The 11,876-nt window shown below is 55.0% G+C and carries 12 protein-coding genes; 3 read left to right on the top strand and 9 right to left on the bottom strand.

The window, feature by feature from the left end; all coding sequences use genetic code 11:
- Nucleotides 1–2 precede the first annotated feature (2 nt).
- Nucleotides 3–1,358, top strand: coding sequence for a glycosyl hydrolase family 28-related protein (locus JIN85_RS02870; RefSeq protein WP_200267454.1), 1,356 nt, complete (start codon nt 3–5; stop codon nt 1,356–1,358).
- A 47-nt stretch (nt 1,359–1,405) separates the two neighbouring features.
- Here JIN85_RS02870 and JIN85_RS02865 read toward each other — a convergent pair whose 3' ends face one another.
- The 6 genes from JIN85_RS02865 to JIN85_RS02840 form a co-directional block, all read right to left on the bottom strand.
- The gene (locus tag JIN85_RS02865) at nt 1,406–2,857 is read right to left on the bottom strand and encodes a phospholipase D-like domain-containing protein (RefSeq protein ID WP_200267452.1); all 1,452 of its coding nucleotides are present in this window, start codon (nt 2,855–2,857) and stop codon (nt 1,406–1,408) included.
- Nucleotides 2,858–3,017: 160 nt separating this feature from the next.
- Complete coding sequence (gene gap / locus JIN85_RS02860) at nt 3,018–4,067, bottom strand: type I glyceraldehyde-3-phosphate dehydrogenase (protein ID WP_200267450.1); 1,050 nt, start codon at nt 4,065–4,067, stop codon at nt 3,018–3,020.
- A 109-nt stretch (nt 4,068–4,176) separates the two neighbouring features.
- Nucleotides 4,177–4,962 carry a GTP cyclohydrolase FolE2 gene (gene folE2 / locus JIN85_RS02855; protein WP_200267448.1) on the bottom strand — a complete coding sequence of 262 codons (786 nt, stop codon included), beginning with the start codon at nt 4,960–4,962 and terminating at the stop codon, nt 4,177–4,179.
- A gap of 154 nt (nt 4,963–5,116) precedes the next feature.
- The gene (gene rpsR, locus JIN85_RS02850) at nt 5,117–5,359 is read right to left on the bottom strand and encodes a 30S ribosomal protein S18 (protein WP_325108051.1); all 243 of its coding nucleotides are present in this window, start codon (nt 5,357–5,359) and stop codon (nt 5,117–5,119) included.
- A gap of 6 nt (nt 5,360–5,365) precedes the next feature.
- Nucleotides 5,366–5,539, bottom strand: a complete 174-nt coding sequence (gene rpmG / locus JIN85_RS02845) for a 50S ribosomal protein L33 (RefSeq protein ID WP_200267446.1) — start codon at nt 5,537–5,539, stop codon at nt 5,366–5,368.
- 29 nt (nt 5,540–5,568) lie between these two features.
- Nucleotides 5,569–6,285 carry a TraR/DksA family transcriptional regulator gene (locus JIN85_RS02840; protein WP_200267444.1) on the bottom strand — a complete coding sequence of 239 codons (717 nt, stop codon included), beginning with the start codon at nt 6,283–6,285 and terminating at the stop codon, nt 5,569–5,571.
- A 208-nt stretch (nt 6,286–6,493) separates the two neighbouring features.
- Here JIN85_RS02840 and scpB point away from each other — a divergent pair, with 208 nt between their 5' ends.
- Nucleotides 6,494–7,231 (top strand): SMC-Scp complex subunit ScpB, encoded by a 738-nt coding sequence (gene scpB / locus JIN85_RS02835; protein ID WP_200267442.1) that lies wholly within the window; start codon nt 6,494–6,496, stop codon nt 7,229–7,231.
- Nucleotides 7,232–7,236: 5 nt separating this feature from the next.
- Nucleotides 7,237–8,307, top strand: coding sequence for a prephenate dehydratase (gene pheA / locus JIN85_RS02830; RefSeq protein ID WP_200267440.1), 1,071 nt, complete (start codon nt 7,237–7,239; stop codon nt 8,305–8,307).
- Between the two features lie 64 nt (nt 8,308–8,371).
- On the opposite strand, the gene JIN85_RS02825 is transcribed toward pheA, so the two are convergent.
- The 3 genes from JIN85_RS02825 to JIN85_RS02815 all read right to left on the bottom strand — a co-directional run bounded on the left by JIN85_RS02825 (nt 8,372) and on the right by JIN85_RS02815 (nt 11,650).
- Nucleotides 8,372–9,487 (bottom strand): aldo/keto reductase, encoded by a 1,116-nt coding sequence (locus JIN85_RS02825; protein WP_200267438.1) that lies wholly within the window; start codon nt 9,485–9,487, stop codon nt 8,372–8,374.
- A gap of 94 nt (nt 9,488–9,581) precedes the next feature.
- Nucleotides 9,582–11,333 carry a solute symporter family protein gene (locus tag JIN85_RS02820; RefSeq protein WP_200267436.1) on the bottom strand — a complete coding sequence of 584 codons (1,752 nt, stop codon included), beginning with the start codon at nt 11,331–11,333 and terminating at the stop codon, nt 9,582–9,584.
- On the bottom strand, nt 11,330–11,650 hold the full coding sequence (locus JIN85_RS02815; RefSeq protein WP_200267434.1) for a DUF485 domain-containing protein: 321 nt from the start codon (nt 11,648–11,650) through the stop codon (nt 11,330–11,332). Before JIN85_RS02815 ends, JIN85_RS02820 begins: the two co-directional genes overlap by 4 nt.
- Nucleotides 11,651–11,876 lie beyond the last annotated feature (226 nt).

The raw sequence follows: 11,876 nt of genomic DNA, 5'->3' as shown, positions 1-11,876 counted from the left end.
AAATGACCGTTAGCACCCGGCTCTGCATGTTGCTGTCCATCGCTTTGATATGGACGTTTTCTTCACGGATCGCCAATTCACAGACAGAAACATCCCAGCATGCCCCTCCAGGCACTTATGTGCTAAATCTCGCGGCTCTGCGATCCATCGACTCGAAAAGTCTCGAAAACGGGCAACCCATTTTTGTCACTCATCATTCAGTCAGCAACGATCCAGGCGGTGGCATCTTTGTTTGGGAAGCCGAATTGAATTACAAGTGGCCACCAGAACCTGATGATCCATCGGTTTACCCAAATTCGCGCGCTGGCGACAACAATGGGACCATCATCCGACCAGATGATGTATCCGCAGATCAACCCGGCCGATGGGTTCGCCAAGCCTATCTGGATCAGGGTTCGAAAATGGTGAATGTGAACTGGTTCGGTGCTCGTCCCGATCTGCCTGATTTCGACAATGCACCGGCGATCCAAGCAGCCCATGATACGCTTCCCATCATGACTTTCAATGTTGGCCCGGCTCCCTCAGGTCGGCACATACGTCCGGGCACGGTACAACTTGGTGCGGGCACTTATTGGATCGGAACCACCTTGTATCAATCCTCACGTACGACATTAACTGGCAAGGGCATGCAGACATCGACTCTCGCTGCAATGGTGGGCCGATTCGACGACCCAACTCCGGGTGCAGAAACCTGGATGGTTCGATGGGAAAAGCCACCCGAAGTAACCCCCAACAACAACTTCTATTGCCGGTTAGAAAATCTCGGAGTGATTGGCAGCGCTGCCCTTAATAACCATGAAAACCGGTCAGTCAGTGGAGTTCAAATTCAAGGTGCTCAAGGTTCATGGATGCGCGATGTTTCATTTCATTCTTTTGCCAAGCGTGGAACAGATTGCCAGGTTTCCATTCTCGGAACCTGTTGGTTCGCCGATGTTCGTGAAGGCCCTGTCGTCGATTTAGCGGGAGGTCCAGGTTATCAGTTCGGCAATCTCTCCATCGAACATGGCAATCCCACCGGCAAATTTATGGATCCAGAAACTAAATTGCCGATCGCCGCACTCAGAATACGAAACATGGATGTTGCCTCGTTCGAGCAGGTTCAATTTGAAGGAAGCCAAGTTGCATGCTCAATGGTGAATTGCCGAGGACTCACCTTTAACGCCGTCGTGAATAACCGTAGTGGGCTTCAGGACAGCTACACGTTTTACATTCAGGGAGACAGTTACTCGAATCAGTTTCTAAAGAAGTTCTTCTACCTTGGCGGAAAAACAGATGATTTCCAAATCTACGACAATAGTCTTATCGCCATACGTGACCAAAAAAGTGGCGAGATCTATCAGAAAGTGATTACCAAATAATCTGCCTCTGAATCGTATATTTCAGCGCATCGATTTCCTGCCGAAATTTACAACTGGTTAGCAATTCTGCCGACGATGGTGGAAAGCAATGATTCCGTCTGTTTGAGTGACAGTCGTGAGCAAACCTGAAAATCCCTTCGGAAGACTTTTTGTTCTAGCGCGCGGACCTCGCCCGGATCATTGAACGCGAGATTCAGTTCTCGGTTGATTCGCATGCTAAGCGTATCGAAATTCGCGGAGCCAATAGATGCCCAGTCATCACAAATCATGACTTTCATGTGGGTCATTTTCGGGTAGGCGTAAACCTTTACCCCAGCTTCGATCAGGCTCTTTGCAGTCGATAAGTTGGCCAAATCCATGATGCCGGAGTCACCGTTTGATGGCAGAATCACACGGACATCAACACCCCGCTTCGAGGCGGCTGCCAAAGCCGATACGATTTCATTGTTTGCCAGATATGGATTCTCTACCCAAACCCGGGTGCGAGCCGCGCGGATGGCGAGCATGGTCGCTTTAAGAATCTCATAGCGAAACGCAGCCGGGTCGGTTCTCATCACCCGGACCGGGATTTCACCTGGCATCGGTTCTGGTCTGCGAACATGGGAAGGACCATGCAGGAGCAATCCGAAATCCCCCCACGGCCCTGCCTTTCTCCAACTATAATTGAAGTCCTTGGACAAGGTCCTAACCACGGGACCTTCCACCTTGACCATGAGATCATGCCATTCGGAGTAATACTCGCGGCCGATGTTCATCCCGCCGAGGATCGCGGTTTTACGATCAAAAACGAATAGTTTGGTGTGATCGCAGACGAGCCAGGGATTGATGCTTCTTCGAGCACTGACTTTCGAATCGTGTTCGAGATACTTTGCCATATCCGCGGGCGGGGTAAATCCTGCCGGTGGTAACGTATGCGGAGGTGTGTTGTGGGCAAAGGTGCTGCCCAGATCATCAAACAAGATATGGGTTTTCACCTCTCGGGATCTCCCCTTCAGACGGTCCGCGCATGCGACCGAAATGTCATCATTGTCGAAAATGAAAACCTGAGCGTCGATCGACTTTTGAGCGGCATCGATTTGACGATTCAACTCGGGAAAGAAATGCTCCCCATCCACCAACCAAGTCAGTTTGCCGGATTCGGCTTTTGGAATTCCTTTGTGGTCTAACAACTTCTCAAACTCGACCGTTCCGGGGATCTCCGCCGGTTGCACCGCGAGATCGATCTTCAATGGCATATTGGAACTAATCGCCTCGTGCGGTCGGTTCCACAAAACAGAAACTCCCAAGATCGTCGTGGTGATCGGTTGTCGAATGGCGCCATAAGTTGTCGATCGGGCCAATGTTTTGGCGAGATTTCCCGTCCCCACGATCGTGTCATTGGCGGCGGGTTGGGCCTCGTTGGAGCGACGCGCATTGCGGGAAAGATTGGCGCAGGAAACACAGATCAGCGAAACCGCCAGTTGAGTTGTTAGATAGGCAAAGGCTGGAATTCGCATCATCGCGGAGAACCTTCACCCGGATCATCCACATAGCAAGCAGGTGAGACTAAATTTTTCGCTGCAACCACAACCTTTCCAGGTTCAATCTGCCTAACAAAAAACGGCGACCTTTTTCAGGCCGCCGTTTTGGAAATCCCTGGAAGGGGGTTGAAAGATAGGATTACAGACCCTTCTTCACGATGTCGGAGAGAAGGTCGACAACGCGGTTGGAGTAACCCCATTCGTTGTCATACCAGCTGACCAACTTGAAGAAGGTCGAGTTGAGTTCGATCGAAGAACTTGCGTCGAAGATCGAAGAGTGATTGTCGTGGATGAAGTCGGTCGAAGCCACTTCGTCTTCGGTGTAGTCGAGAACGCCCTTGAGGTAGGTTTCGGAAGCCTTCTTGAGGGCTGCCTTGATTTCTTCGAGGGAAGTTTCCTTCACAGTCTTTACGGTCAAATCAACTACGGAAACCGTAGGAGTTGGAACGCGGAAGGACATACCGGTGAGCTTGCCTTTCACTTCTGGGCAAACGAGAGCCACTGCTTTCGCCGCACCCGTGGTGGAAGGAATGATATTGATCGCAGCGCTGCGGCCACCCTTCCAGTCTTTCTTGGAAGGACCGTCGACGGTCTTTTGGGTCGCGGTGTAGGAGTGAACTGTGGTCATGAGACCTTCAGCGATGCCGAAACCTTCTTTCAGCAGCACGTGCACGATCGGAGCAAGGCAGTTGGTGGTGCAGCTTGCGTTCGAGATGATGTGGTGCTTTGCAGGATCGTATTGATCATCGTTCACACCCATGACGAAAGTTGCGTCTTCACCTTTCGCAGGAGCGGAAATGATGACCTTCTTGGCACCAGCGGTAAGGTGGCCCTTGGCTTTTTCAGCTTCGGTGAAAAGACCGGTGGATTCGATGACGACCTCAACACCGAGCTCTTTCCATGGCAAACCATCTGGAGTGCGGGCGCTGACCACTTTGATTTCATGGCCATTCACAACCAGAACGTCATCCTCAGCAACGTCCGGGGAGGACTTCTTGGAGGTAACGGTGCCTGCGAAACGACCTTGGGTGGAGTCGTACTTCACCAAGTAAGCAAGGTTGTCAGCTGGAACGATATCGCCAACAGCGACAACATTGAAAGTGGTTCCAAGGTGACCTTGCTCGACGAGAGCACGGAAGACGAGACGACCGATGCGGCCGAATCCGTTGATTGCAATGGTAGTAGGCATGATGGTTAGGGAAACGATAGAGTGCCCGGGGCACTTGGCCGCCCGACGGCGGAATTGTGCACTCTGTACCTATTCCGTCAACCCCACGGAAGCGGAAACCGCCGGAATCTTAGCAAGCTGATTTTTCAATCATCGCGTAGGCGTTATGATTGTGAATCGATTCAAAGTTTTCAGCCTCAACGCGATACCACGTAATGTCCGAGTGTGCATTGGAGCGGGAAGCAACATTCCTTACCAAATCTTCGACAAAAACCGGATTGTCATAGGCGCGTTCGGTCACCGCTTTTTCGTCGGGCCGTTTCAAGACACTGTATAATTCACAGCTCGCCGAGCGCTCGACCAATGCGATCAGGTCTTCCAGCCAGATCGGTTCGCTGAATCTCACCGCATAGGTCACCAAACCGCGCTGATTGTGCGCGCCGCGGTCGCTGATCGCCTTGGAACATGGGCATAACGTGGCCACAGGAACCATCACGGTGACGATGAAATCGATCACCCCGGAAGCGTCGGCTTCGACCTCGAACTTCACTTCGTAGTCGACCAAACCCGGCCTGCCGGTAACCGGCGCCTCTTTGGAACGGAAAAATGGGAACTGGAATTCGACATGAGCACGACTCGCCTCCAGCCGTTGCAGAATTTCGCGCGGCAATCCCACCATCGATTGCACATTCAGGCATCCGCCGTGCGCGTGGAGCGCCTCAACAAACCGGCTCATGTGAGTGCCTTTGAAATGGGCTGGCAGATCGACGGTCATGGCAACGGTCGCCACCGTGCGTTGGACACTTCCACCTTTGTCGCTGACTTCAATCGGGAAACGAATCCCTTTTACTCCCACGCGATCGATCGCGAGATCGCGATCATCTCTTTCATTCTGGGTGTCCTTGAGTTCTTTCATTTGCTGAGCCGGAGATGAATCCGGGATGGCGGCTTGTCGAAGAGATAAAAATGCAAAAGGAGCCGGCCCGGCGAACTGCGGACAGGCTCCTTTCAGAGCTTTCTAGTGAGCTTGATCCACGTGGGATAACCGGGAAAAACTCCCGGAAACGAGATCAAGGAAGAAGATTGATCGCGCGGGATTGCTTGATCGCGCGGGTGATTTTGCGGTGAAGCTTTGCGGAAACACCCGTAACGCGGCGAGGAAGGATCTTGCCGGTCTCGGTGGTGAACTTGGAAAGAAGCTCAGGATTCGTGCTGACGACTTGGTCGGCAGGAATGTCATGCCGGCGGCGCGGCATCATGCGGTTTGCCTTACGGAAGGCAATACGGCGTCTTACTGTTTTTGGCTCGGACATGTTCGATTAGCGAAGTTCGCGGTGAAGGGTGCGGCGCTTGAGGAAGGGATTGAATTTGACCTTCTCCAGACGACCTGGTGTGCGCAGACTTTTTTTGTTGCGCGTGGTGACGTAACGGGACGTCGGCTTGCCCTCAGCCTTAGCTTCGGTGCATTCAAGGATAATGATCTCGCGTGGCATGGTAGAAAGTGCGGGGTGGGGAGACTGCCTTAATCGTCGTCCTCGTCAAGAGAAACCGTGTCAGAATCTTCATCATCGGAAGTATTTCCTCCGCTGAAGCCGACTTCATTGGACGGACGGAACCGGCGATTGCCGTATTCTTTCTCCCAACGGGCTTGTTCTTCGACCGTCAAACGGGCGAACGGGATGACCTCAAGGCGGGTTTGAGGAATTTTGTGGCCGGAAATCTCGCAAATGCCGTAAGTCCCGTTTTGGGTGCGGCGGAGTGCTTGCTCGATTTCGTAAAGGGCGTCTTGTTCTTTTGCCAACACGGAGAGGGCAAAATCACGGTCGTAGGCATCGCTTCCCGCGTCGCCTTGGTGCATGCCGCTGCCGGATGCTTCGCTGCCTTCCGGAGCATTGCGAATGGTGTCGCGGGTCATGCCGGACATGGCATCCAAAAGCTCATCGCGCAGATCGAGCAAGCGTTGGCGTTGTTTTTGAACGAAAGCCGGGCTGTGAGTGCCGGTAGTTCCGGTAGGAGCAGCCACTGCTGCCGCTTTTGGCGGAACGAAAGGAGGCTTTACCGGAGCCGGAGGCGCAGGGAAATCAACAACGGAAGAACGTTTCGCTGCAGGCGCAGGAGCTTTTTTCGAGGCAGCTGCTTTTTTCTTAGGCGCTTCGACTTCCGGAGTCTCGTCCGTCGTAGCCTCAGCCTGGTCCGTCTTTTTCACGGCTGCTTTAGGGGTGGTTTTCTTCGCTGGCATGACACCGGGGATCTTGTTCGGTTGAAAGGGATAATGTGCCCGTCGTTGGCGGTTGTCTCGCATCCGCGTTGTGCACGAGCGCGGTGGGTTAGCCCTTCCATGAGGTCACAGCAAGGCGAAACTTGCGCCTGACGAAAATATTTCGGCATTGCATTCCCGGCAGAGGGCTTGAAATACCCATCCGCATCCCTACCATGCGGTCCTTGCCATGCAGCTAAGCGCGATCATCGAAGCTCTCCTCCTCGCTTCACAAAACCCACTTGCGACCGACGAGATCGCCCGACTGGTGCGCGCCCGCGTTGCTGAGGCAGAAGACGTCCGCATTCGCGAAACCGAGGATCCGAAAAACGAAGGCCGCGAAATTGAGCCTCTGCCGGAGTGGCTGATGGGGCTCGCCGCCACTTCCTCAGAGCAAGTCACCGCAGCCATCGAATCGCTCAACCAATCCTACCAGGAAACTGAGCGCGCGTTCACCATTCTCGAACGCCCGAAAGGCTGGAAACTCTACACCCGCTCGGAATTTGGCGATTTCGTCCGGCAATTATTCCCCGGTCGCAAGCCTGAACGCCTCAGCGGCCCCGCCATGGAAACCTTGGCCATCGTCGCCTATCGCCAACCGATCACCAAGGCCGCCATCGAGGCGGTCCGCGGCGTTTCCTGCGACGGAATGCTGCAAAAATTGCTCGATCGCGACCTGGTTCGCATCGGCGGCCGGGCTGAACTTCCGGGCCGCCCGCTGCTTTACGAAACGACTGATATCTTTTTTGAACACTTCGGCATTCGCTCCATTGATGACCTGCCGAATGCCTCTGAACTCCGCAAAGTGAAGCTGCCGGAACCCGAGCAGGCACCTGCTGCGGAAAAGTCCGACGCTCCGGACCTGAAGGATGAAACTGCCGCTGCGGCCGTCGAATCCGAAGACACTCCTTCAACTGACAACGCCTGATTTACGTGAACCTCGAAGACATCCGCATCCAGATCGACGCGATCGATCGCCAGCTACTCGATCTCCTATCCAGCCGCGCCGATCTTGTTCACGAAGTCGGCGTCGTGAAAAAACGCGACGGCCTGCAAATCTACGCCCCGGAGCGTGAGGAAGCGCTGCTTCGCCGCCTGATCGACATGAACAAAGGTCGGCTGCCGGAAAAATCGATCCGCGCGATCTACCGCGAAATCATGTCCGCCGCGCTAGCGCTTGAGGATGATCTGAAAATTGCCTACCTCGGCCCGGAAGGAACTTACACGCATCAAGCGGCGATCAAGCGCTTCGGCCACTCTGTCAATTATGCCGCGCAGCCGAATTTCTCGGATGTGTTCGATCAGGTTGCCCGTCGGCTCGCCGACTACGGGGTAGTTCCGATCGAAAATTCGACCGAAGGCGCGGTTTCGCACACGCTCGATCTGTTCGTCGATTCCCCGCTTTTCATTTGCTCGCAAATCCTGCTGCGCATTGAAAACGGCCTGATGGCGTCAATTCCTCGCGAGGAAATCAAAACGCTTTATTCCCACCCACAGGTTTTCGGCCAATGCCGATCCTGGATTCTAAAAAATTTCCCCGATGCCGATCTGGTCGAGGTTTCCTCCACCACCAAAGCCGCGCAACTTGCCCGCGATAACGCGCACTTGGGCGCGGCAGCTCTGGGAGGCGCCCTGGCCGCGGAAATTTACGGCCTGAACTTGCTGGAGGAATCGATCCAGGACCGCGCCACCAACACCACCCGATTCCTGGTTATCGGCGAAAAACCGTGCCCGCCGACCGGAAACGACCGAACCTCGATCCTGTTTGCCATTCACGATCGACCCGGTTCACTGGTCAACGCTCTGAAAGCCTTTGATCAATTCCAGATCAACATGTCGAAAATCGAATCCCGCCCCTCCAAGCGCAAGGACTGGGAATACATTTTCTACGTCGATCTCGCCGGTCATTGCGAAGACGAAAAAGTCGCCGAAGCGTTGGAAGAACTGAGAAAACACTGCTCCGTGGTCAAACTTCTCGGCTCCTATCCGGACAGCGGCGAATAAGACGCAAAAAAACGGGCCGCTCAGGAATCCCAAGCGGCCCGTAGTCAAAAATTCGGCAGGCTGTTTACCAGTCGGTGCCCAATTCGTAGCGGCCAGCGACTTCCAGCAAGTCCTCACGCATCGGCCATTCGTCGGCACGTTCGCCCTTTTGGTATCGCTTGCTGGCACCTTTCAGCGCCATGCACCCGGTGTTGTCTCCGATCGCGCGGACCATCTCGATTTCTTCCGGAGTGAATTTCACATCCGGCAATGCGGCAAAGTCCTTGATCTGCGCGTCGATGCTCTTGGAACCCTCGACCCCTTCTTCGAAGAACGATGGCACCACGCACTCGACCATCGGCAAGCTGAGATTCCAGACGGAGGCGAATTGCAGCGGGGTCAGATTGTATTTGTCGGCAAGTGGCAGCATTTTCGCGGCTTTTTCCAAACCTTCCTCGACCCAACCTTGGGCCCGGTAGGCGCGGTGGTCGCCGGGCTTGAACGAATGGCCCGGCTTGAGATCGCCGTGGAATACACCGCCGTAATCGACCACGCGGGTCATGACCTTGACGCCGTATTTCTCGCAAGCAGGCAATGCCAGCGAGGTCGGCCATGGCTCGAGCGGATTGAGAATCAGCATGATCCAATCGATGTCCTCGCCATATTTCTCGATGCAGTTGATCAAATCGAGGGTAAAGCCGTTGGCTGGTCCCGGAGCGATGCCAAGTCGGTCGGCAAGGCCTGCAGTTTTCAACGCCTTCATGCCATTCCAAACCGCATCGCTGGTGTAGCCGATTTCGTCCGGGTTGTGCAGCATCACCAGGTCGAATCGATCCGCCTTGCAGCGCGCGAGCGATTTTTCGCAGGCCATTTTCAGGTAGTTCGCATAGTCGGCTTCGCCACGAAGCGCGGGATTGGTGAAGCGCGGGTAGCCTTTGTTGCCCTCGCGTTGACCGTCATAGAAATCGTGGCCGATCATGCCGACCAGGCAGTAGCTTTCCCGATCAAATCCGGACAATGCGACGCCGAGCAGCTCGTCCGCCTTGCCATTTCCGTAAACATCCGAGGTGACGAAGGTCCGGATGCCCGATTCATAGGCAAGTCGGATGCACTCGATGTAACGTTCCTCGGAAAGCGTTTCACCGTAGTGCATGAAGCGTCCGCCGCTCCAGGTTCCGTAAGCTGTAGTTGTCAGGTTCATGGCTCAATTGGATTGATGGAAAAGCCGTACCCCTGCCCTCCCCGGCGGTCAACCTAAACAGAATATCCGCGCAAAGGCTGGCAAAATACGCGGCTCAATGCCCGGCCTCCTCCTGCTCCCGGATGTATTCCTGTTTCAACCCCAACGATTCCGGTGCGTGCAGCACCAGCATTTTCAACCGGATATCAGCTGGAATCCTGGATCGGGTGAGCCACGAAACCACCACCATCAGAACCATCGCCAGCGGCAGCCCCCAAATCGCCGGTTGTTCCGCCAGCGTCCGCACCAAGGGGCGGGAGGCATACCAAGCTTTCAAGCCCGCTCCCCACGGCGATTGATCGGCAAACATGGTGCTGACAACGGTGGCAAGGCTGAGCAAACCACCCAGCAACATCCCAATCGCCGCTCCGGGCATCGTGATACCACGCCACCAGGTCGATAGGAAAAGCAGCGGAAAGTAGCTAGTCGCCGCGATCGCAAAGGCCCAGCCGACGAGCTTGTTGATCTCGAATTTCTCCACCGTGAAGCCGAGCAAAATCGCGGTCGCCCCCGAAACCACCGCCAGAATTTTGAACATCCGCAGCCGTTGCTCCGCCGTCGAATCCGGTTTGAGGATTCTGCCGTAGACATCGTGCGCCAGCGCTCCGGTGATCGATACGAGCAGCCCGCTGAACGTGCTCATGAACGCCGCGAAGGCTCCGGCGCAGGTGATTCCACTGAGAATTGAGCCGAGAATGCCGAAGCGCTCGTTCAAGATTCGCGGCAGCTCCAGCACGATTTTATCCGTCCCTTTCGCCCCGATGTTGCCATACAATTCCGGCAAAAGATTTCGTCCCAGCACGCCGAAAAACGGGGGAAAAACGTAAAACACACCAATCAGGATCATCACCCACATCGTCGTCCGCTTGGCCGCGACGCCGTCCGGATTGGTGTAAAATCTCACCAAAATATGCGGCAGTCCGGCCGTCCCACACACCAGCGCGATGATCAACGAGTAGGTGTAAAGCAACGAATACGGCTTCGCGTCTTGCCCGGACAAACCCGCCATCGTCGCGGCTTTGGTCGTCAGCGAACCAAACGGCGAAATCCATTTTTCATCGGCTGGCGCTTTTTCCGGCAAGGGTTCGCGCTCGATCGTTCCTGTCGCCCCAGTCACACCTGGAACCGCTTCAGCGACCATCGGAGCTGGCGATTCGATCGTGGTGTGGTTCGCCTTCAAATTTCCGCCATAACTTCCGTAGACCGCCATCAGCACAAACGCCGGCACGGAAATCGCGAACATCTTTGCCCAATACTGCACCGCTTGCACCAGAGTGATGCCTTTCATGCCGCCGAGCGCGACGTTCAGCGTGATCACCGCGCCCACCACCGCCACTCCGACCCAATACGGCAAGCCGGGAAAAATGTAGGACAGGGTCACCCCCGCCCCTTTCATCTGCGGCATCGTGTAGAAAAACCCGATGAACAAAACGAAACAAACCGCAATCCGACGGAACAAGGGCGAGTCAAACCGGCCTTCGGCAAAATCCGGAATCGTGTAAGCACCAAACCGCCGCAACGGCCCCGCGATGAACAGCAGCAGGAACAAATAGCCGCACGCATAACAAACCGGATACCACAGGGCATCGTAACCGCTGCTCATGACCATGCCCGCGATGCCCATGAAGGAAGCAGCGGAAAGGTATTCGCCGGAAATCGCCGCCGAGTTCCAACCGACCGAGACCGATCGACCGGCAACGAAGAAATCCGACGCGGTTTTGGAACTTCCTGCTGCCCGGAACCCCATCCAGATCGTCCCGAACACCGTCACGGCCGCAAACGCCAGAATCCATGGATCGACATTCATCGGCTACCCACCTTTCCACGTTGCGCACGTTCCGCTTCCTCCGCCTCCATCGCCAGCGACCGGCGAATGAAGGCCCAGCTGATGATCCAGACAAATGGAAAAAACAGCACCCCGAGAATCAGCCAGGTCAGCGTGAACCCGAACACCCGCATCGCCATGAATTCCGGCAGGAAGTAATTGAGAACTGGCAGCGCCAGTAACACTGCGGAAAAGGTCAAGGCGCAGCTGATCGACAGCCGCAGCTGGCGCTTCATCAAATGATGCAAGAATTCGTGGCTGTGGATGAAATCATCCCCAGTCGTGGGATCGTCGTTCATGGGTTGGGTTTTTGGGTTTTGCTGGAAACGGCAACAACCGCCTCTCCACCAGCATGATAAGCCCTAGCAACCCGTGCGCGTTCCGGCAATCCTCTTCGTCATCGTTCGATCCCGGCGAAGCAAAATCCAGGTGATCCAAGCAATCTACCCGCCCTCGTACATAGCTCCCCACATCCGAGAGGGGAAAAATGATCTCGGAATTGTTCGAATAGCGTGGCGTCTAATA

This window comes from Luteolibacter pohnpeiensis, from assembly GCF_016595435.1.
In the GTDB taxonomy this organism is placed as follows: Bacteria; Verrucomicrobiota; Verrucomicrobiia; order Verrucomicrobiales; family Akkermansiaceae; genus Luteolibacter; species Luteolibacter pohnpeiensis.
The sequence above is the reverse complement of the archived record's forward strand: the minus strand, read 5'-3'. Positions and strand labels throughout refer to the sequence as shown.

Bases quoted from the DNA above. Each gene is read 5' to 3' on its own strand.
- JIN85_RS02870 (WP_200267454.1), top strand. From the start codon at position 3: ATGACCGTTAGCACCCGGCTCTGCATGTTGCTGTCCATCGCTTTGATA.
- JIN85_RS02825 (WP_200267438.1), bottom strand. From the start codon at position 9,487: ATGAACCTGACAACTACAGCTTACGGAACCTGGAGCGGCGGACGCTTC.
- rpmG (WP_200267446.1), bottom strand. From the start codon at position 5,539: ATGCCACGCGAGATCATTATCCTTGAATGCACCGAAGCTAAGGCTGAG.
- gap (WP_200267450.1), bottom strand. From the start codon at position 4,067: ATGCCTACTACCATTGCAATCAACGGATTCGGCCGCATCGGTCGTCTC.
- JIN85_RS02840 (WP_200267444.1), bottom strand. From the start codon at position 6,285: ATGCCAGCGAAGAAAACCACCCCTAAAGCAGCCGTGAAAAAGACGGAC.
- JIN85_RS02865 (WP_200267452.1), bottom strand. From the start codon at position 2,857: ATGATGCGAATTCCAGCCTTTGCCTATCTAACAACTCAACTGGCGGTT.
- rpsR (WP_325108051.1), bottom strand. From the start codon at position 5,359: ATGTCCGAGCCAAAAACAGTAAGACGCCGTATTGCCTTCCGTAAGGCA.
- folE2 (WP_200267448.1), bottom strand. From the start codon at position 4,962: ATGAAAGAACTCAAGGACACCCAGAATGAAAGAGATGATCGCGATCTC.
- JIN85_RS02820 (WP_200267436.1), bottom strand. From the start codon at position 11,333: ATGAATGTCGATCCATGGATTCTGGCGTTTGCGGCCGTGACGGTGTTC.
- JIN85_RS02815 (WP_200267434.1), bottom strand. From the start codon at position 11,650: ATGAACGACGATCCCACGACTGGGGATGATTTCATCCACAGCCACGAA.
- scpB (WP_200267442.1), top strand. From the start codon at position 6,494: ATGCAGCTAAGCGCGATCATCGAAGCTCTCCTCCTCGCTTCACAAAAC.